Annotated in this window: 18 protein-coding genes and 1 pseudogene; 9 read left to right on the plus strand and 10 right to left on the minus strand. The window is 47.4% G+C overall.

Annotated features, from left to right (window positions below; genetic code table 11):
- Positions 1-49: 49 nt before the first annotated feature.
- The gene (locus HI950_RS25855) at positions 50-1,249 is read right to left on the minus strand and encodes an MFS transporter (RefSeq protein WP_169084123.1); all 1,200 of its coding nucleotides are present in this window, start codon (positions 1,247-1,249) and stop codon (positions 50-52) included.
- Between the two features lie 233 nt (positions 1,250-1,482).
- A pseudogene (locus HI950_RS25860) lies at positions 1,483-1,931 on the minus strand (VOC family protein).
- Between the two features lie 160 nt (positions 1,932-2,091).
- Between HI950_RS25860 and HI950_RS25865 the strand changes: the two are divergent.
- Positions 2,092-2,526: an Lrp/AsnC family transcriptional regulator gene (locus tag HI950_RS25865; RefSeq protein ID WP_169084124.1), complete on the plus strand. Its 435-nt coding sequence runs from the start codon at positions 2,092-2,094 to the stop codon at positions 2,524-2,526.
- 152 nt (positions 2,527-2,678) lie between these two features.
- Here HI950_RS25865 and pepT read toward each other — a convergent pair whose 3' ends face one another.
- Complete coding sequence (pepT, locus tag HI950_RS25870; RefSeq protein WP_169084125.1) at positions 2,679-3,911, minus strand: peptidase T; 1,233 nt, start codon at positions 3,909-3,911, stop codon at positions 2,679-2,681.
- Positions 3,912-4,324: 413 nt separating this feature from the next.
- Here pepT and HI950_RS25875 point away from each other — a divergent pair, with 413 nt between their 5' ends.
- Complete coding sequence (locus HI950_RS25875) at positions 4,325-5,503, plus strand: MFS transporter (protein ID WP_169084126.1); 1,179 nt, start codon at positions 4,325-4,327, stop codon at positions 5,501-5,503.
- A gap of 121 nt (positions 5,504-5,624) precedes the next feature.
- On the opposite strand, the gene HI950_RS25880 is transcribed toward HI950_RS25875, so the two are convergent.
- A complete protein-coding gene (locus HI950_RS25880) occupies positions 5,625-7,376 on the minus strand; it encodes a sigma-54-dependent Fis family transcriptional regulator (RefSeq protein ID WP_317618448.1) in 1,752 nt (583 codons plus the stop codon).
- A 239-nt stretch (positions 7,377-7,615) separates the two neighbouring features.
- Here HI950_RS25880 and adh point away from each other — a divergent pair, with 239 nt between their 5' ends.
- From adh to rpoN, 3 genes are all read left to right on the plus strand, one after another.
- Positions 7,616-9,136, plus strand: coding sequence for an aldehyde dehydrogenase (adh, locus tag HI950_RS25885; RefSeq protein ID WP_169084128.1), 1,521 nt, complete (start codon positions 7,616-7,618; stop codon positions 9,134-9,136).
- Between the two features lie 12 nt (positions 9,137-9,148).
- Positions 9,149-9,514 (plus strand): DUF779 domain-containing protein, encoded by a 366-nt coding sequence (locus HI950_RS25890; RefSeq protein WP_169084129.1) that lies wholly within the window; start codon positions 9,149-9,151, stop codon positions 9,512-9,514.
- 136 nt (positions 9,515-9,650) lie between these two features.
- Positions 9,651-10,967: an RNA polymerase factor sigma-54 gene (gene rpoN, locus HI950_RS25895; RefSeq protein ID WP_169084130.1), complete on the plus strand. Its 1,317-nt coding sequence runs from the start codon at positions 9,651-9,653 to the stop codon at positions 10,965-10,967.
- Between the two features lie 60 nt (positions 10,968-11,027).
- Here rpoN and HI950_RS25900 read toward each other — a convergent pair whose 3' ends face one another.
- The 5 genes from HI950_RS25900 to HI950_RS25920 all read right to left on the minus strand — a co-directional run bounded on the left by HI950_RS25900 (position 11,028) and on the right by HI950_RS25920 (position 16,613).
- A complete protein-coding gene (locus tag HI950_RS25900) occupies positions 11,028-12,344 on the minus strand; it encodes a 6-phospho-beta-glucosidase (RefSeq protein ID WP_169084706.1) in 1,317 nt (438 codons plus the stop codon).
- The gene (locus HI950_RS25905) at positions 12,344-13,333 is read right to left on the minus strand and encodes an N-acetylglucosamine kinase (RefSeq protein ID WP_169084131.1); all 990 of its coding nucleotides are present in this window, start codon (positions 13,331-13,333) and stop codon (positions 12,344-12,346) included. The genes HI950_RS25900 and HI950_RS25905 overlap by 1 nt, the downstream gene beginning before the upstream one ends.
- A complete protein-coding gene (locus tag HI950_RS25910) occupies positions 13,330-14,253 on the minus strand; it encodes a carbohydrate ABC transporter permease (protein ID WP_169084132.1) in 924 nt (307 codons plus the stop codon). The genes HI950_RS25905 and HI950_RS25910 overlap by 4 nt, the downstream gene beginning before the upstream one ends.
- Positions 14,254-14,273: 20 nt before the next feature.
- Positions 14,274-15,179, minus strand: a complete 906-nt coding sequence (locus HI950_RS25915; protein ID WP_169084133.1) for a carbohydrate ABC transporter permease — start codon at positions 15,177-15,179, stop codon at positions 14,274-14,276.
- Between the two features lie 66 nt (positions 15,180-15,245).
- A complete protein-coding gene (locus HI950_RS25920; protein ID WP_169084134.1) occupies positions 15,246-16,613 on the minus strand; it encodes an extracellular solute-binding protein in 1,368 nt (455 codons plus the stop codon).
- A gap of 536 nt (positions 16,614-17,149) precedes the next feature.
- On the opposite strand from HI950_RS25920, the gene HI950_RS25925 reads away from it, so the two are divergent.
- From HI950_RS25925 to HI950_RS25940, 4 genes are all read left to right on the plus strand, one after another.
- Positions 17,150-17,866, plus strand: a complete 717-nt coding sequence (locus HI950_RS25925; RefSeq protein WP_169084135.1) for a GntR family transcriptional regulator — start codon at positions 17,150-17,152, stop codon at positions 17,864-17,866.
- Between the two features lie 166 nt (positions 17,867-18,032).
- A complete protein-coding gene (locus tag HI950_RS25930) occupies positions 18,033-18,809 on the plus strand; it encodes a LytR/AlgR family response regulator transcription factor (protein WP_169084136.1) in 777 nt (258 codons plus the stop codon).
- A gap of 156 nt (positions 18,810-18,965) precedes the next feature.
- The gene (locus HI950_RS25935) at positions 18,966-19,289 is read left to right on the plus strand and encodes a DUF485 domain-containing protein (protein ID WP_223285505.1); all 324 of its coding nucleotides are present in this window, start codon (positions 18,966-18,968) and stop codon (positions 19,287-19,289) included.
- A 3-nt stretch (positions 19,290-19,292) separates the two neighbouring features.
- Complete coding sequence (locus tag HI950_RS25940; RefSeq protein WP_169084137.1) at positions 19,293-20,828, plus strand: solute symporter family protein; 1,536 nt, start codon at positions 19,293-19,295, stop codon at positions 20,826-20,828.
- 78 nt (positions 20,829-20,906) lie between these two features.
- Here HI950_RS25940 and HI950_RS25945 read toward each other — a convergent pair whose 3' ends face one another.
- Entirely contained in the window at positions 20,907-21,152 is a 246-nt protein-coding gene (locus tag HI950_RS25945) for an HPr family phosphocarrier protein (protein WP_169084138.1), read from the minus strand.
- Positions 21,153-21,173 lie beyond the last annotated feature (21 nt).

Consider the following 21,173-nt stretch of genomic DNA (forward strand, 5'->3'; position numbering starts at 1 on the left):
TAAAGCCCCAGCTTCTAAGCGAAGCTGGGGCTGTTTGTATGCTATAGGATTACACCGCAGTGTGCTTGCGTTCTGAAATGTAGCATGTCAGCCCCAAAGCAAGAGCGACTCCAACGAGCAAGGCGCCGACCCATGGGAGAGCGGTTATCGCCAAATGGGTAATGACCCATCCGCCGATGAAAGCGCCGGCCGCATTTCCTAGATTGCCGGCTGAATGGCTGGAGGTAGAGGCAAGTGCAGGTGCTGCTTTTGCCAGGCTCATAACGCGTATCTGAAGTCCTGGGAATACAGCGAAGGAAGCAGCGCCCCAAAGGAAAATAGTTAACACGGCAGCGATGGGATGATGAATGGTGAAGGTGAAAATGGTAAGGAGTACACATATCGCAAAGTAAAGTCCCAAGATTGAGGGCATTAGCTTCCAGTCCGCAAGCTTCCCGCCGACGATATTGCCGATGGTTACTCCAATGCCGAAAAGAACTAAGATCCAAGTTACGCTATGCTCGGCAAAGCCGGCGACTTGAACAAGCAGTGGCGTAATGTAAGTAAATACGGCGAAAAGGCCGGCGTTGCCCAGCGCTCCGATTAACAGGTACAGCATGAGCTTAGGCTTGATTAGAGCGGAAATCTGCTGAACGATGCTCGCAGGTTTTTCTTGCCGGAGCTTCGGAATAAAGATCAGTATGCCGATGAGGGCTAAAACTCCCATAATGGCAATCGCACCAAACGAGGAGCGCCACCCCATATGTTGGCCGATAAACGTACCCAGAGGAACGCCGATTATATTTGCGATAGTTAGACCCGCCATCATAATGGATACGGCCCCGGCTCGTTTATCCGGGCGTACAAGGTTGGAGGCGATAACAGCCCCAACTCCGAAGAAGGTTCCGTGCGTCAATGCGGTAATAATGCGGGCTCCCATTAGTACGGCGTAGCTTGGAGCGATAACAGAAATGCCGTTGCCGATTATAAACAACACCATAAGCAGACATAACAGCTTCTTCTGCGGGATTCGGTGGGTGAGGACGGTCAGTATCGGAGCGCCAATCGCTACCCCGAGGGCATACATCGTAATGAGCTGTCCTGCGGCGGAGATGCTGACATGCAAATCCTCGGCGACATTAGGCAACAGACCCATGATGACAAATTCAGTCATTCCAATCGCAAAGGCGCCAACGGTAAGGGATAGGATCGAGATGGGGAATGGTTCCTTAACGGCTTGCTTTCTGGTAATACGTTGAGATAACTCCATGATGTAAAAGTCAACCTTTCTGCTGTATATGAATAAGCACCAATCGTAAGCTATGATGCAAGGCAGGTCAATTAGACCTGTTTCATATTATTTAGCTTCCTGGTCGTATAATCAAGACATTTATTTTAAAGATTGAGTGAAAAGCTGTCGGTCTCTATATTTATCTGAGCATGAGAAAAGAAGAAGACGAGATCACGAACAGGTGATGTAATCTTCTTCTTCTTTGCTTTTTCCTAGATGGACCGATCAAAATCAACCTCTTGCAAAAACTCGATTACTTCACCATTCGGACTATAAACGACAGCGTTCTTTACGAGCAGCGGAGGCTCGCCAAGCGAGAGCTCACCTGGCTCTATAAAGGGCTTCGCCCCATGAGCTAGTGCTTTCTGGTACATTTCATCTACATGATCGACATAAAAGGCGAGATGCAATAATGCTCCATGCGCAATATCTTGTTCTGACGCAGCTTTTTTTCCTTGAGCAGGGATGACCGCTTCGTTATCAAAAATTTCAATGCAGGTCCTTTGATCAGGCGAAATAAGCATCGAGGCTTCTTTGATCTGAAAGGATGGAAGGCTCCAATGATGCCCATTTTAAACCCTAACGCTTGCGTATAAAATGCCACGGTTGCTTGATAATTCTGGGCTTGGATCGCCACATGAGCTAGGCCTTTTACGCTCATTCTCGAATCACCCCTCCTATTTAAGCTGCCTTTATTATAAAGACAATAAATGACAGGTTACATAGTATTAATGAGGAATTAGTAGTAAAGTAATTATAGAATATAAGTTAATTCGGGGTAAAAAACTTACTTTATGTATTCCGATCAGGAGGCTCACGCTATGGATCATCAAATCGACGATATAGATAAAAAAATTATGCAATTGCTTCAGCATAATGCGCGAATATCGATTGCTCAAATCAGCAAAGAAATCGCCATGTCCCAGCCTTCGGTTAAAGAAAGAATGTTAAAGCTGGAGGATAAAAAAATTATCTCCGAGTATGCGGCACAATTTAATTTACGAAATTTGAATCGGGGCACCACCACGTTTATTCTGATCAAGACAGAGCATTGCCAAGAGTTAGTCGATTTTTGCGAGGCAGCCAGAGAGGTAACGGACTTATTTCGCATTAGCGGCGAGTTTAATTATCTCATCAAAATACAAACGTCAACGGTAGAGGAAATCGCCGTTTTTCAAGATTCGCTTGCCCAGATCGGCCCTTCAAAGTCCCATATATGCATGAAAAATATATTAGAGAACAGGGTGCTGCTCTAACGCACTAGGCACGCGATAATGCCGATTCCTTGTATACGATCTGCACCTATAACGAGAAGGCGGAGTGAAGTGCAATGGCAAATAAGGCCGCCGCAATAGAATGCGGCAGCCTGAGTTATGAAATATCGGCATGCAAGATGCCTTATTTTCTTCTAAGCCTTTTGCTCATATAGCTTGACGATTTCGATGATGGTCTTAACAGCCAGTTCCATATTATCAACCGAAACGTATTCAAAGCGGCCATGATAATTTTCTCCGCCTGTAAATATATTCGGTGTCGGCAATCCCATATAGGATAACTGGGAGCCATCTGTACCACCGCGAATCGGTTGAATAATCGGGTTGATGTCGAGATTTTTCATCGCTTGCTCGGCAATGTCGACGACTTCTTTTACAGGCTCAATTTTCTCGCCCATATTGAAGTATTGGTCTTTGATGACGAGCTCCAAACGCTCTTCCCCGTATTTCGCCTTCAGCTCATCGACGATGCGAGTCAGTTCTTGCTTTCTCTCGTCAAACTTGTTGCGATCATGATCACGAATCAAATAACGCAGCTGCGTCTGCTCGACGTCGCCCTGAATGGAGCTCAGGTGGTAGAAGCCTTCGTAGCCTTCTGTATGTTCAGGCGCCTCATTCGCAGGCAGCTTCGCATGAAGCTCCATAGCAATCTTGGCAGAGTTGACCATTTTGCTCTTGGCTGTACCAGGGTGAACGTTTTTGCCTTTGCACGTAATGGTGGCGCCTGCCGCGTTAAAGCTCTCGTATTGAAGCTCGCCAAGCGGCCCTCCGTCCATCGTGTAAGCATAGACAGCGTCAAAGGCGGCGACATCAAACTTATGAGGTCCTCTGCCGATCTCTTCATCCGGAGTGAAGGCAACTCTAATTCTGCCGTGCTTCAGCTCGGGGTGGCTAATAAGATAGGCCATCGCTGTCATGATCTCGGCAATGCCGGCTTTATCGTCGGCGCCAAGCAGGGTCGTGCCGTCCGTTGTAATCAGCGTATGGCCTTTATAGCCGGTCAGCTCCGGAAAATCGCTAGGCGACATCACGATATGCTGCGCTTCGTTCAAGATGATGTCCTGCCCGTCGTATTGCTCAATAATTTGGGGCTTTACGCCAGCTCCGGTGAAATCGGTAGCGGTATCGACATGGGCGAGAAAGCCAATCGTTGGGATATCCTTATCCGTATTGGCCGGGAGAGTTGCCATGACATAGCCATTCGCATCTATCGTAACATCCTGCATGCCGATTGCTTTCAATTCTTCTACCAGCATATGGCCTAGCTCCAGCTGTCCTGGCGTGGAGGGGCAAGTATCGACGCTCTCATCGGACTGCGTTTCAACCTGTGCGTAAGTGATAAATCGGGATATAATCTCCGTTTTCATGGTTATTCTCAGCTCCAGTACAATTAGTTATATGACAAAGTATAATACAAAAAGAGGCAGCATCCAAAATGAGGATATACAACGCTCTTATTCATGATTTTAAAAGCGGGGGTATTATACATATGTCCATTACCTATAACGAATCGGAACGGATGCAAAGCTGAAAATCATTTCTATTCATAGCGCTGAACGGCTCGCCATGTCGCATGAAAGAAGAGATGATTGCCTCGATTTGCGATATAATAAGGTTATTCATGCAAGAATGAGCGACAACTATACGATCAAAAGGGGAAGATGCAATGACACATGCCAATGCAAGAGCTCCCAGCTAAGCCTTAGCAGCAAATCGATCACGTGCACCTCCATTTAATGGTTGAGAAACATGCCATTCTAATGAGAGGAGCAGCAGCGCCATGGGCTATATGCCAAATATTTGGAAGCTTTACGCGATCCGATTCTTTTACAATTTGATCCCTGCTTATGTCATCGAGAGATTGTTTTGGGAAGAGAGAGGCATGACCATCCAGATGGTCGTCCTCACGGAAATTATTTTTGCAGTTACGATTGTGCTGCTCGAGATTCCGACTGGAATTATGGCCGATAAGTGGGGCCGAAAGCACATGATCGTATTGTCAGCCCTATTAGGCTGCTTTGAATTTCTAATCTTGGTGTATGCAACGGAGTTTTGGCATTTCGCGCTTGTTGTTTTTTTGGCGGCGATTGGCAGCTCTGCAAGCAGCGGTGCGGAGAGTGCGCTGCTCTACGATTCTTTGGCGTCCGAGGGGAAAGCGCAATCGTTCGAAAAATATGTGGGCCGCATGAATGCGCTCGATATTTCCTCGATCATGATTGCTGCTTTGTGCGGGAGCTTATTGGCAGGCCGCTTTGGGTACTCGTTCAATTATTGGATATCCTTCGTCAGCATGCTTGTTTCCTTGTGCTTCACACTAATGCTAGTGGAGCCTGCCGGAGGCAAGCAGGAGGAAGAGGATGAGCAGATTCCGGTAAAGGTGTATATGACAGCATCCTTGCGCCTCTTTAGAGATAACAAAGGCGTGCTTCTCGTTGTGCTCTCGGGAATGGTAACAGGCGCGGCTATCAATTTCATCGATGAGTTCTGGCAGACGTATTTGGATAGATTGGACATTCCGGTTATCTATTTCGGACTGTTCTCGGCAGCGCTGTTTGTAGTCAGGCTTCCGGGCAGTATGATGGCCTATAAGCTTAAGAACAGATTTAACTACCGGTTTTTGTTGGCCGGAGTAACCGCGGTTTTAGCTTTATGCTTCATCTATTTGTCGGTAATAAAAGACTTCAGCGGATTGGCAGCGATGTTCATCATCTGCTTGCTTGCCGGCATGATCGAGCCGCTGGCAGCCGGCTATTTGCATCACCGGATCGCTTCCTCCATGAGGGCGACGATGGGTTCCTTTCAATCCTTAGGGGAAAATGCGTTTCTCATCTTTACAGGATTGGGCTTCGGATATTTCTCGTCCAAATATGATGTATTTGGCGGATATGGCTTCATTGGGGTCGTTTGCGGTGTGTTTTTTATTTATTTCACATTCGCATCCAAAAGGATCGTCGAATAGGTTTAACATTGGGGCTGTTTTCGAATCCTTTTTTGGATTTCGGGGACAGCCCTGTTTTTGTAGTCATCAAAACCGCTGCGGCGGATACGATTGCCATAGCTGTCTCTAGAATCCCTTTGCGCTAAAACATCGTAATGCCGTACTCCTCGATTTTACGATATAAAGTCGTTCTTCCGATCTTTAATTGTCCAGCTGCCTTGCTTAGATTCCACTCCGAGGCCTTTAGCGCCTGCTTAATAGCCGCGATTTCTGCCTCTCTTAGCGTGAGCGGATGATCTTTGCTTGCTTCGGCCAGCGAAGCTGAGTCCTGCTCTTCGAACGCCAAATGCTCAGCGTCAATCGCCTGTCCGTCCGCTAGAAAGACCGCTTGCATAAGAATACCGTTAAGCTCTCTGATGTTGCCTGGCCAGCTGTAGGCAATAAGCTTACGCTGTGCTGCTTCCGATAGGAAGGGGCATGGCGAAGCATGCTTTTGGAGCAAATGTACAGCCAATGTCAAAATATCGCTTCTTTCCCGCAATGCCGGCAGCGTAATGTGTATCCCTTTCAGCCGATAATAGAGATCGGCGCGGAACCTGCCCGCCTTTACCTCCGCGGCCAAGTCCTTATTCGTCGCTGCGATGACTCTAATGTCAACCCTTTTGCTCTTCGTGCTGCCTACCGGCGTAATGATGCTCTCCTGAAGCACTCTAAGCAAAGCAGCCTGTGCGCGAATCGGCATGTCCCCAATCTCATCTAGAAAAATAGTGCCTTTATGCGCCGCCTCGAATTTCCCGGCGCTGCCATCCTTGTTCGCGCCGGTGAAAGCGCCGCGAGCATAACCGAATAATTCGCTCTCAACGAGGCTGTCCGGGATCGCGCTGCAATTCAGTGCAATGAACGGCTCCGATGACCGATTGCTTGCGGTATGAATGGACTGCGCGAACAATTCTTTCCCAACGCCGCTTTCGCCGAGCAATAGGACAGGAAAATCGGTTGCTGCCGCCTTCTGGGCGAGCTCCTTCTTCTGTATGATCGCTGGACATGTGCCGACAATATCTCGAAATGCATACAAACGATGCTCGCTTGCTTCCTGCTTCCGAATAGAGACGGATTGCCACAGCCTTTGATGCTCATTATGAACGGTTTCCACCGAGAAGCCGTCCAGCTTCGTTAGCTCTTGGCCGATTGCGCCGCTTCCGACGATGCGAAGGGCCGCTTGATTAGCCCGCAGGATACGGTTATCCCGGCTGAGGGAGAGCAGCGGCAAAGGATGATTTTGTGAGGAGTAGTCTAGCTCTCTTAGTGTGATGAGATGCTCCTTCTTCGACTCCTCCAGCAATATTTTGTTTTGGATGGAGAGGGCAGCCATGCTGGCAAGCGAGAATGTATAGGCGTGGTAATGCTCCTGCTTGCCGCTAATATTGATGACACCAATCAGCTCGCCGATTGCATTGAAGATGGGAGCAGAAGCACAGGTCAAGAAGTGATTGGAGCTGAAATAATGCTCCTCGGCATGTACGCGCACGGGCTTCTTCTCCGCGATGGCGACGCCGATTGCATTAGTACCTTTTCTTTTCTCCGCCCAATTGGCCCCTACCTGCAGCTGAACGGCTACCGCCCGGCGCGCGAAATCCGCATCTCCGACGGTGTGAATGATCGTTCCCTGCGGATCGATAAGCAGTGCCATTTGGCCGGATTGCTTGATGGCTGCGTGCATATGCTCGAATACTTGCTCCGTGTATTGAATCGTTTGCTCGTTTTGCCTGAGTAGAGGCTGAATGCGGCTTCCGGTTAAGATGTCATCGTCAATGGGGTCGGTAGGCTTTAAACCTAATTCGTGACAGCGCTTCCAAGAAAGCGCCGCCGCTTCGGATAAAAAGTTATTTTCCACTGATAGCAAAATATACACCTCCAGGCGCAATCGGTATCCTAACCCGATCATACCATAGTTGCTTTTATTAATGGAGAGCAAGAAGACAGAATGTTCCGAAATGAAACACTTCTCATGTATCAAAGCGGTACAACAATTATGAAGCGCTTACACAAAAGGCTGGTTTGCCGCCAATCCATAAGTTGGCACGATTCTTGCTTATATAATTATCGTAATCCATTTTAAGGAGGCTGAGCTATATGATTTATGCACAACCTGGACAAAACGGATCAAAGCTTGCGTTTAAAAAACGGTATGAAAACTTTATCGGCGGACAATGGACGGCGCCTGTTAAAGGCCAGTACTTTGACAACCCGTCGCCTGTAAATAACCGCGTTTTTTGTGAAGTGCCGCGCTCGACTTCAGAGGATATCGAGCTGGCATTAGATGCAGCGCATGCTGCCAAGGATGCATGGGGCCGCACGTCAGTTGCGGAGCGTGCCGTCATTTTGAATAAAATTGCCGACCGGATGGAAGTAAGCTTAGAGATGCTGGCGGTTGCCGAGACTTGGGATAACGGCAAGCCGGTTCGGGAGACGCTAGCAGCGGATCTGCCGCTTGCTATCGATCATTTCCGCTATTTTGCGGGGAGCATTCGCGCGCAGGAAGGTTCACTGAGCCAATTAGATGACAATATGGTCGCTTATCATTTCAACGAGCCGCTAGGCGTCGTCGGTCAAATTATACCGTGGAACTTTCCGCTGCTCATGGCGACTTGGAAGCTCGCTCCGGCACTTGCGGCAGGCAATGCGGTCGTCCTGAAGCCCGCTGAGCAGACGCCGGCATCCATCTTGGTGCTGATGGAGCTTATCCAAGATTTGCTGCCGCCGGGCGTTCTGAACATCGTGAACGGCTTCGGGCTTGAAGCCGGCAAGCCGCTGGCCTCGAGCAGCCGCATTTCCAAAATCGCCTTTACCGGCGAGACGACGACGGGCCGTTTAATTATGCAGTACGCCTCGCAGAATCTGATCCCGGTTACTTTGGAGCTAGGCGGCAAGTCGCCGAACATTTTCTTTGAGGACGTGGTCGCGCGTGATGACGCCTTCTTCAACAAAGCGCTCGAAGGGTTTACGATGTTCGCGCTCAATCAAGGAGAGGTCTGTACGAGTCCATCCCGCGCACTCATACAGGAATCGATTTATGACCTGTTTATGGAAAGAGCATTGAAGCGGGTTGCGTCTATTAAGCAAGGCAATCCACTTGATACGGATACGATGATCGGAGCGCAGGCCTCTACTGAGCAGGTAGAGAAAATTATGAGCTATATTCATATCGGCGCGCAGGAAGGGGCTGAATGCCTCATTGGCGGAAATCGCGCAGCGCTCGAGGGCGATATTTCCGAAGGCTACTATATTCAGCCAACCGTGCTGAAGGGCCATAACCAAATGAGAATCTTCCAAGAGGAGATTTTTGGACCGGTTCTATCTGTCACGACATTCAAGGATCAGGAGGAGGCGCTCGCAATCGCCAATGACACGCTTTATGGGCTTGGCTCCGGCGTATGGACGCGCGACATGAATACTGCCTACCGGATGGGACGCGGCATTCAAGCAGGGCGCGTATGGACGAACTGCTATCATGCTTATCCAGCGCATGCGGCGTTCGGCGGCTATAAGACGTCAGGCATCGGACGCGAGAATCACAAAATGATGCTTTCGCATTATCAGCAGACCAAAAACCTGCTCGTCAGCTACAGCCCCGACGCTCTGGGCTTCTTCTAAGCGAGTGCTGCGATGACGATAGAAGTGAGCAAGGTTGTCGCTACCGATGCCGCACTGGAGCTCATTGAGTTGGTAAAGGCAAAGCATGGCCCGGTCATGTTCCATCAATCAGGCGGCTGCTGCGACGGCAGCTCTCCGATGTGCTACGCGCAGGGAGAGTTTCTGATCGGCGACAGCGATGTATGGCTTGGGGACATAGGCGATGCCCCATTCTATATGAGCAAGGCTCAATACGATTATTGGAAGAACACGCAGCTTATTATTGATGTAGTACCCGGCAGAGGAGGGATGTTCTCGCTGGAAGGGCCGGAAGGACGGCGTTTTCTGACTCGCTCGAGGATGTTCACCGAAGAGGAGCGGGGCGTGCTGGGTCTTTAAGATAGGCACTTATTCACTATAATGAAAACCCTGCTTTCTTGTAGAAGAGAGCAGGGTTTATTTTATGATGGAAATAGAGATAAAAAAGCGAATATAATAATTAGTAAGCGTTTACAAAAAATGAGGAGGAATGTGCGTGGACATCTCATTGGCTGCTCAACAGCAGCAGAAGCTGCAGCTTACGCCGCAAATGCGGCAGTCTATGGAAATCCTTCAGATGTCCTCCTTGGAATTAAATGAATTCATGAAGCAGCAAGCGACGGATAATCCCTTTATCGAGCTGCAGCCGTCGAAGGAAGTTTCCATGAATCGCCATGTAGGCAGCACTAATCCAGACTGGTGGCTGAATGTCGAGCATGCAAGCGAGACGACCTTGGAATCGGTGTTGCTTGAGCAGCTCGCATACATGAAGCTTGATCGCGCTGTACTTTCCCTATGCAGATGGATGATCGGAAATTTGGATGACAAGGGCTATCTCCTGCATTCCAAAGAGGAGATTGCCGCGTTGAAGGGAGCTTCCTATAAGCAGGTAAGCGACGCTGTCGGCATCATTCAGAGCTTTGAGCCGCATGGTGTGGGCGCATCGACGTTAGCAGAGTGCCTGATTCTCCAATTGCGGCAGCAGCAGGAGAGTGATTCTTTGGTGATTAACCTTATTCAGCATGATTTGCTCACCATCGCGCAAGGAAAGCTGCGCCAGCTTGCCGAGAATTACGGAACAGAGCTTTCGGACATTCAGGCAGCCATCGAGAAAATTAGTTCGCTTCATCCAAGGCCAGGGGCATTATACGGCAGGGAGAAGCCGCAATATATTATTCCCGATCTTCAGCTTAGGCAGGTGGATGGGAAATTTGAAGTATTTCTTGACCCATCCACACTTCCGCACATCACCATCAATCCATCCTATTTAAGCATAATGGAGCAGAATGTCTCAAAGGATGTCCACCGCTATTTGAAAAAAAACTGGCAAGCGGCGAGAGAATTAATGGGCAGCATCGAGCGCCGAAAGGTTACGCTGCTGAAAGCTGCCGCCGTTATTTTTGAGCTGCAGGCGGCGTTTTGCAGGAAAGGCGTCTCCCATATTCGCCCCATGACCATGAAGCAAGTTGCCGATGATCTGCACATGCATGAATCAACGGTCAGCCGAGCGATCAATCATAAGTATATTCGAACGCCGTGGGGGCTGTATGCGCTCAAATATTTTTTCGTATCCTCAATCAAGCATGCTGACGGGACAATGGTCTCGGCTATTTATATGAAGGAGCGAATTCGTGAATATATAGCGGCTGAGAAGCCGGATTCACCCTTATCGGATCAACAAATTGCCTCGCTTCTTACAAGCGAGGGGCTGCTGATCTCACGTAGAACAGTGACCAAGTATAGAGAGCAAATGAATGTGCGATCCTCTACTGTGAGGAAGCAATCACTTATGAGGCACAACGGGAAGAAATAAGGCGGAAAGGGCGCACGCTCTTGTCATGGATCATCGACAGGAGCTGCGCCCTTTCCTATATTATTTATCGAATTGAGGCAAAAATTCACGGTTCTCTGCAAGAATATCGTCAAGCATAGGCTTCGCAAGATCTGCTGATCCAACCAAAGGATGAATAGTCAGTGCTTGCAAAGCCGCATTATAGTCGCCTTTAACAGCTGCCTCGATGGCAAGCTCTTCATATGCCTTAACGATTTGCAAAAGGCCGCGTATTTTTGGATTCATCGGTGTTGTGAGCGGAATAGGTTTTGCGCCTTCCGAGCCAATCACGCAATTGACCTCAATAGAAGCATCGTCAGGCAAGCAAGGGATGGTTCCGTTATTTTTTACATTTACAATCTGGCAGTCTTTCTTGTTGTTGTATATGGAAGATATCAAATTAAGAGCGGCTTCCGAATAATAAGCGCCGCCGCGCAGCTCCAATTGCTTTGGCTTCACGGCAAGGCTTGGGTCCTTGTATAGCTCGAACAGCTCGTTTTCCACTTGCTTCACGATCTCAGCCCGAGTTCCTTTCGTTTTTACTTCCTCCAGCTGCTTCTGAAGCATTTGTTCTTTCATATAGAAGTAGCGATGGTAGCCGCAAGGAAGAGCGCCTAGTGATTGGATAAACTCGGGGCTCCAAGAGAAGCCGGGAATATTTTGCATCGTAAATTTGGAATCGCCGGAAGCTTGGAACAAAATATCGTCGGTTCTGTCAACGCCATCGACTAAAATTTTAGTCGTCCAGTTCAGATGGTTAATGCCGACCATTTCAATATCAATGCTGGATACATCTACACCTATCAAGCTTGCGATTTGCATTTTGGTTTCGATCGGCAGATTGCACAGTCCCATTGTACGCACATTGGAGTGCTTCAGCACAGCTTCTGTCACCATGCCCGCTGGATTCGTGAAGTTGACGAGGAGCGCATTAGGCGCAAGCTCCTCGATATCCTTGCAAATATCCAGAATGACCGGAATGGTGCGCAAGCCTTTAGCGAATCCGCCGGCGCCAGTCGTTTCCTGGCCAATACAATTGTATTTAAGCGGAATCCGCTCATCGCGACCGCGTGCCTCAAGCAGACCTACACGCATTTGAGTCGTTACGAAGTCGGCATCACGAATGGCTTCGCGGCGGTCAAACGTGAGGTGAAGGTTAATCGGTACATTCGCTTTTTCGAGCATCCGCTTCGCTAGGCTGCCAACGATTTCGAGCTTCTCCCGGCCTGCCTCAATATCTACCAAATACAAATCTTTAACAGGCAGTTCTTCGTAGCGCTTAATAAAGCCTTCAATTAATTCCGGGGTATACGAAGACCCCCCTCCAATGACCGCTATTTTTAAATGTGGTTCTCTCATCATTCATATCCTCCGTTTGCATTAAACTTGTTCATCGTTTCAGCCGTTGCTGGAATCTGTAAATGATCCATAGCCAGTAATATCGAGCCATATACCGGTGCGATCTCTGGAATAATCAATTCAACGCTTGGATTATCCAGCTCCAGGACTCTGCGTAATTCATTAAGAAGATAAGGGCTGCGGCCCTTCTGAAGGACACTTCCAACGAGAACGATAGGAATCGTTTTCCCTTTAAAGCCGCCGAGCTTGCGAATAACGGTATTCGCCGTTATCCCCAGTTCATTTCCTGCCTCTTTCAACAGTTGAATAGCAAGCGTATCTCCTTCGCTCGCTGCTTCATGCAAAGATATGGTCAATCTGCCTTCGCGAATGTATTGGATGTCCCGATCCAGGAAGTCATTAATGAGAGCTCCCATCGTAGGGAAGCCGAAGTATTGGAGCAATTTATCCGGCAGAATCGAGGGGATTTCACGGCCCTCCCAGGATCTGACCGCCGCCCGGAACATCGTAGTTGCCATATAATTTGCTCCAAGATTGTCTCCGTACAAATAGCCGATGCCTCCGACCTGCACCGTTTCGCCGGCTTCGTTTCTGCCTGCTGCATTCGATCCGGTACCGCAGATGAGCACAACACCGGTGTTGCTTGTGCTTCCCGTCCGCAAACCTTCAAAAGTGTCGGATACCATATCCCAATTGGCGAAAGGAATTTGGGATAAAGCGGGCCGGACGATGCCGTAATCTTGCTGCCGGTCTAGTCCTGCGAGTCCGTATTGTGCAAAGGCAATATCCGAATGCGACAGACCGGCAGCTTGGAGTGCTTGATCAATCGACTCGTTAATATGGGCGATAGCTTTGTCTATCCCTATACTTTGATGGTTGCTAGCTCCGGATATTCCGCTGCTGATTTTATCGCCATTGCCATTGACGATGACTGCATACGTTTTAGAGCCGCCGCCGTCGACACCAAGAATATAAGCGCTTTGTGTCATTCTTTTACCCCGCCAGCCATTCCTCCGCCGATAATGTATTTGTATAAGAAGAGAGATATGATTACTGGCGGCAGCGAAGCTAGGAAGCCGCCGGCTGTCATGGAGCCCCAATCGATACTGTGCTTGCCGACAAATTCAGCAACCATGATGGGCAGCGTTTTGGATGCGTAGGTCTGAGTGAAGGCATTCGCAAACAGAAATTCATCCCATGCGTTCAAGAAGGCGAAAATCGCCGTAGCCGCGATTCCGGGCATTGATAGTGGCAAAATAATGCGGAACATCGTCCGAATTCGACTGCAGCCATCTACATAGGAGGCCTCCTCGAGCTCCTTCGGAATCGTCTGGAAGTATCCAGCCAGAAGCCAAACCACATAAGGCAAGCTGAACGAGGTATAGGAGAAAATCAGTGCCCATACCGTGTCGAGCAGGGGCGGCGTTTGAAGCAATACGATGCCTGTAAAAGGAATATCGAGTGTGATCCCATCTCTAATAAGGATGTATAACGGTGTAATAATACTGATCGAAGGCATGATTTGCACCGCGAGCACAACAAACAATCCCGTTTTGCGAAATGGAAAATTAATTCGGGAGAACGCATACGCCGCAAATACGCCAACAAATATCGAGATTACGGTAACCAGTACGGATACGACCACGCTGTTTTTTAATGCGCTAAGGAACACGATGGCATTGCTTCCCGTGAGCAAGCCGATATAGTTTTTCAAAGTCGGCGAATGCGGGATCAGATGTCCGTTAATGAGCTCGACTTCCAAAGACAGTGAGGATAAGAATAGGTATATAAAAGGAACTAAAGTGAAAATGGCAAGCAAAATGACGCCTATCCATAAATAAAAGGGCGGAAATAAATCGGTGCTGGCCGCTTTGAACATCTGATTCCACTTATTTTTTTTCGAGTGCATAGGTTCACCTCCGCGAAGTATTATTCTTTTTTGTTAAGCAAACGAACATAGAGGATAGCCAGTAACAGAATGACGATTGCTGTCATCCACGCCATAGCAGATGCCTTCCCGAGAAAGAAATAGCGAAACGCGTTATTAAAGGTTAAATAAGAGACGGAGGTTGTCGCATCACCGGTAAATACCGTTAGAACATCGTAAACTTTGAACGCGCCCATTGTCCGCAAGACGAGAGCCATCATAATAGAAGGCGCAAGCTGCGGAAGGGTAATATGAAATACTTTTTTCCAAAAGTTAGCCCCGTCGAGCATGGAAGCTTCATATAGGTCCGAGGAAATAGCTTGTAAGCCGGCTAGCAGAATGATCGTTATAAAAGGCGTCATCTTCCAAGCGTCCGCAAGCACGACGAAATACACCAGATGGCTTGGGTCTGCCAGCCATACCGGATTTACATCCGGGGCTAGAATGTGCAATTTATGCAATAAAACCGTCAAGCCGCCATAGCCTGGGTTTAAAATCCACTGCCAAGTCAGACCGTTAACGAGAGTGAGCAGCGCCCAAGGGATAATAATGATGGCTCTGAAAAACGATCTGCCCCTAAACGTCTGGTTCAGCAGCAAGGCGCTGACAAAGCCGAAGAAGAGCTCAAGCGAAACGGATAGCACAGTAAAAACAAGGGTGCGGTTCATCGAAATCTGGAAATCGGCGCTTTTTAGAACGTCCAAATAATTTTTAAATCCCACATAATAAGGAGTGGAGCCATCCATTAAATTGTAATGATAGAAGCTCCAGATAATCGTATCGTATACAGGTACAACAAACGTTTTTATTAATAAATAAGCAGTAGGCAAAATGAATAAAAGCGCCAATAGCATATTTTTCCGGTCGTGGTTTAGAAGTCTTTTGTTGCTGCCGATGGTTTTATTCATAGATCCTCCCTCTAAAGAATGTTGCGGGTTAGCTCTCTTAAAGAGCTAACCCGCAAATTCCGTTTATCATTTCGTTGATTCTGCAATGGCTTTCTCGATTTTTTCTGTAGCTGCATTTAAAGCTTCTTCCGGTGTCTTTTGTCCCAAGAGCGCTTGATGAAGCTCAGCGGATAGAAGGTCGGACCAGTGAACGTAACCAGGAGCATTCGGACGGTCATGACCGTAGTTGTACTGCTCGGAAATTTTCTTGATTGTACCTGTTTTATCAGCCGCTAGAAGCTCGGGATCTGAGTACAAGCTTTGCAGAACGGGATATTGGCCCTCGATTACATATTCATCCAATTGGTATTCTCTTTCTCCAATCCATTTCAAGAAAGCCAGAGCCGCTTGTTTGTGCTTGCTGCTCTTCATGATAGCCAGGCCCTCGGAGCCTGTTACTGCTGCGGAAACGACATCGCCTTGACCAGGCATTAGACCAACATCTGTTTTGTCCACAACGCTGGATTTTGCTGGATCGTTCAAATCAGGGTAACGGCCTTCCCATGAGCTGATCATAGCGAGCTTGCCGGCTGCGAATGCACGCGTTACATCTTCCTCTGACCATTGCAAGCTTGCTGGATCTACCGTCTTGTCCGTGTTAAGAATTTCAACCATATATTTCAGCGCATCAAGTGCACCGCCTTGATTGAAGGCAGGCTTGCCGCTTTCATTAAAGAATTTTCCGCCAAATGCATAGGTCAAGCTGACATAATCGGTAATGAGTGCTTCGGATTGCTTCCAGGACCAACCGGATGCATAGATGCCGTTACCTGTAAGCTTCTTCGAAACCTCGCGGAACTCATCATATGTTTTTGGAGGTTGAGTAATGCCGGCATTAGCCAAAAGCTCCTTGTTCCAGTAGAAATGCTTTGTTCCTGAATACCAAGGGATCGCAGCTAGCCGTCCATTATAGGTTACGGAGCTTAGGGACGATGGCGTGAACTGGCTTTGTACATCTTGAGGGATCACATCCGTTAAATCTTCAGCCAAGTTCCCTTCTAAAAATTGACCAGCCCAGATGGTATCCATCTCTACAACATCGAGATCTGCTGAGTTCGACAAAGCGGAAACGGTAATTTTGGAGTATAGGGAGTTGTAATCAACGCCGATAATATTGACTTTGATTCCTGTTTTATCTGTAAATTTCTTTACCATGCCGACGCGCGGGCTTTCAGCACCTTTAGATACCGCCCAAAGCACATTGATTTCTTGGCCTTTCAACGAGGGATCGTCTGTCTTGCTCCAATCCAATTCGCTTGCTGCCGCAGTCTCTCCGTTATTGCCTTTGCTGTTGTTTTCCGCTGCAGTTGTTCCCGTTTTAGGTGCACCGCTGCAACCAGCCAGCAGTACCAAGCACAGTGTAGCAACCATCAACGCTTTCCATTTCTTCTTCATTCGTACACCTCCGCAAGTTATGAGTCCCCTAGATAGATAAAAATGAACAAAAAAATATGGCTTAGCTGCAAATATCCCCCCTCTCAATGCAATACGAATTCATTTAATTCATTTTGTTGTAGTAACAAATTTAATGAGAACGAAACCATTTTCCTGTATTTTCCTTGGATCTCCATGGAGGCTATCAAAATGATTTGATATGAATTTCTGTAATTCATGTTGTTATAATGACAAATTTAGATACAACAGTCTGAAAGTTCGGTATTTTGATAAACCGAGTATAGTACGATTCAAAAAATGTGTCAACTATCATAACATTAATAATTTTTAGCAGATAATGAAAACGGTGTCTTTTTTTATTTTCTTTTCAATGTGATGTTTTATAACAACGATTAAGCGTGAGATTGAAATTATGGATTAAAAAAATAGTTTGCATTCCGGATGAATGCGCTTTCTATATGGCTTATATTGTTGTAATGACAAATTTCATGGTATGATGTTAGATGTAATTTTATATTCGGAGGTTAATCGTAATCATGAAAAAGGACGGCATAGCGCTTTATTATATAGTGAAGGAAAAACTGCTTGATATGATTGACGAAGGAAAATATACACCTGGGGAGCAGTTTCCTACAGAATCCGATTTATGCGAGAAGTTCGGCGTAAGCCGCACGACTATCCGGCAGGCATTAAGCCAACTTAAATTAGAAGGTCATATTTATCAAATCCAAGGGAAGGGAACCTTTGTTTCTTTGCCCAAAATAGAGCAGTCCGTTGCCCCCTACCGCAGCTTTAATGAGCATTTAAAGGGACGCGGCCAACAAATCGATACGGAAGTTGTCGATCTTACCGTTGTTTCTGCGGACAAGCGATTAACAAAAAAATTGGAAATTGCTGAAAATGATCCGGTGTTTCGGCTGGAAAGAATACGATATGCAGATGGCCTCCCCTTATTATTCTCCATCACCTATATCCCATGGAAGGTGACGCCGGGACTTACGAAGGAAGAATGCTCTGGTTCTCTGTACGCGCTGATGAGAGAGAAATTTTCTATTCAGCTGTCCCACTGCGTAGAATCGATTGAGCCTATCTTAATCGATGAAGCCATCAGCAAGCATTTGAGCGCTCCCATAGGGGCTCCAAGCCTTCTTCTGAATACGGTCACTTACTCGACAGGCAATATACCAGTCGAATATTCACATGAAATATTTAGAGGCGATCGTGCCAAGTTTACGTTCGAACGCAAATTATAATAGCAACTGATTATAGGGCATCGGCTATCGGATGCCCTAAGATTCCGTTCTTGCACCATCTGAATCGTCATGTATGGAGCCCTTTTCGGAAATACTAAATAACGCCAAGCGTCTGAAAATCGAATGCCAGAATAGTGATCAAACGAGATAACGGAGGGAATGCAGCATGAAGCTTCGGGTCCTAATCGCGGCAGATGAGCATTTGGCAAAGGAAAAGCTCATTGGCTTGTTATCTAAGGAGCTGGATATTGAGCTTTTGCCAACTGCATCCAGCGGGATGGAGACGGTTAAGCACGTTCGGGACTTCAAGCCGGATGCTCTATTCCTGGACATCGAGATGCCGGGCATAGATGGCTTTCAAACGGCACGCCTCCTTCATGACCTCGATTTTCACCCTTTCGTTATTTTTACAACAGCCAGCGAGCAATATGCTCTGGAGGCTTTCGAGATCGGCGCGATTGATTATTTGCTCAAGCCCTATGGGGAAGAGCGGCTTCGTCAGACCATAGATCGACTCCGCGAGCGGAAATCGGGTACGAGAAAGCAAGTGGAGAACGAATTTAATGAAGATGCTGCTGTTCCAGCGAAGGAGGGCTGCCGCTTAACACACAGCAAGCTCCTTGTTGAGGGCTATGATCGAATCATGGTTCTGGATACAGATATGATCGTGTATGCGGTTAAGGAGGAGAAATACACCCGTATCTACATGGCAGACGGTCGTTCATATACATCGAAGCAAACGCTCCATGAGCTGGGACACCGCCTTGGATCGGCATTTTTCAGACCGCATCGCAGTTATTTGTTGAACTTGAATTTCATTCAGGAGATCGAGCCCTGGTTTAACGGCGCATACAACGCTGTTATTAAGCTTCCCGAGCAGACAAAAATTCCCGTATCCCGAAATGAGATTAAAGATATGCTCCTGTTATTACAGGGAAAATAACATCCCAGTTGGAGAAACAGTCCGTTCAGGACTGTTTTTTTGTATTTAGGGCATGAAATTCGACATTTCACGCCAAAATAATGTGCTAATTCAAGAGTCGAGATATAATTAAAGTGCTTACAAAAACATAATTTCCTTAATCAGGGAGGGATTCTTTTGCAGAAGGGCAAACTCACTTACAGCGATATCGCCCGATCTCAGCTGTTCGTCAAGCTGATGGCTAAGAAGAAAAGGTTCATCGTACCAATCACCGTTTTTTTTCTCGCATTCTATTTTACCCTTCCCATTTTAACGTCTTATTTTAAAGTATTGAATAATGCTGCTATTGGTTCGATTTCTTGGGCCTGGGTATTTGCATTTGCCCAGTTTATAATGACTTGGGTCTTATGTTCTCTCTATAGCAGGAAGTCAGTCGAGTTTGACAACATGTGTGACCAGATCAAGAGCGAAGTTCATCATACGGGGAAAGAAGGCGGCTGATCTATGAATACAGCATTCCTGTTGTTTTTGGTCATCGTGCTTGGTACGCTAGTCATCACCTATTATGCTTCCAAAAAAACAAAAACAGCGAGTGAGTTTTACACAGCTGGAGGTGGATTGACCGGCTGGCAGAATGGACTAGCTATTGCAGGCGATTACATGTCCGCCGCTTCCTTCCTTGGCATTGCCGGGATGGTCGCGTTATATGGATTTGACGGATTTTTCTATAGCATCGGGTTTCTCGTCGCCTATTTGGTCGTCCTATATCTCGTAGCCGAGCCGCTGCGGAATTTGGGAAAGTATACAATGGCAGACATGATCGCGGAGCGATTCAATAACAAGAAGATTCGCGGAGTCGCGGCACTAAATTCGATTGTGATATCCATTTTCTATATGATTGCCCAACTGGTCGGAGCGGGTGCCCTCATCAAGCTTCTAATCCCAGGCCTTAGCTACACATCGGCGGTGCTAATAGTAGGCGTGCTGATGACGGTCTACGTCGTTTTTGGCGGTATGACCGCAACAAGCTGGGTACAAATTATAAAATGCGTGCTGCTGGTAGGTGGTACGTTTATCATTTCCATGATTGTTTTCTCCAAATTCGACTTCAATATCGGCCATATGTTTAATGAGATGCGTACTGCAACGCCGCTCAAGGAAGCTTTCTTGAATCCAGGCAATAAATTCAAAAACAGCTTGGATACGATTTCACTAAATATAGCGCTTGTATTGGGTACTGCGGGATTGCCTCATATCTTAATTCGATTCTTTACCGTAAAAGACGCGCCAACGGCAAGAAAATCGGTTGTCGTGGCGACTTGGATTATCGGCTTGTTCTACGTGATGACGCTGTTTCTCGGTTTTGGCGCCGCGGCATTCGTCGGTGAGGCTGCGATTGTAGAAGTAAATGCTGCTGGCAACATGGCCGCTCCTCTCCTAGCTAAGGCACTAGGCGGCGAATTCCTGTTTGCGTTTATTTCAGCGGTTGCTTTCGCAACTATTCTGGCTGTCGTTGCCGGCTTGGTGCTCTCTGCGGCATCTGCGTTTGCGCATGACTTTTACAGCCACATTATTAAAAAAGGTGATGTGAAGGAGAAAGAACAGGTGCGCATGGCTAGACTGGCATCCGTTGGCGTTGCGGTCCTATCCATTATTCTCGCATTGTTTGCTCAGAAAATGAACGTGGCTTTCCTTGTGGCATTAGCGTTTGCGGTTGCAGCGAGCGCGAACCTGCCGGTCCTTATCTTCACCGTCTTCTGGAGAAGATTCAACACAGCGGGTGCGGTTACCGGCATGCTGACAGGACTGCTAAGTGCGATTATTTTGGTGGCGATCAGCCCTAACGTATGGAACCCTGTAGCTGGGAAAGCGATTTTGGTCGGCGAACCGATTTTCGATCTAACCAATCCAGGCATTATCTCGATTCCCTTAGGTTTCTTAGGCGCGATAGTTGGAACGCTATTATCCTCTAAGCGGGATGATGCGAAATACGACGAGATTTTAGTGAAAGCGAATACAGGCATCCGAGACCTGCCATAACCGCTTCGGTTTTAATGTAGAGCGGCGCTGCTCTCCTTCTGGAGAGCAGCGCCGCTATTTTTTTTTATTAGAAGCCACTTACTCGTTAACCTGCACATAAAGATGATGCTTCTTGAATGCTTCAACCATGGCGTGTTTTGCTTCCGTCTCATCCGGGCCGTGAATTTCTAATTTATATTCATGGTTTTGGTAAAGGGTGAAGCTTAGGCCAAGAATGCTTTTGACATCGATGTATTTGTTGTCGCTGATGCGGAGTACGATGCTTGATTTATATTCGGCGGCTGTTTGATTAATATCGACGATTGCTCGAATGTTAGAGCTCATGCTATAACCTCCGTTCAACAT

Source organism: Paenibacillus sp. PL91 (assembly GCF_012935325.2).
Taxonomy (GTDB): domain Bacteria; phylum Bacillota; class Bacilli; order Paenibacillales; family Paenibacillaceae; genus Pristimantibacillus.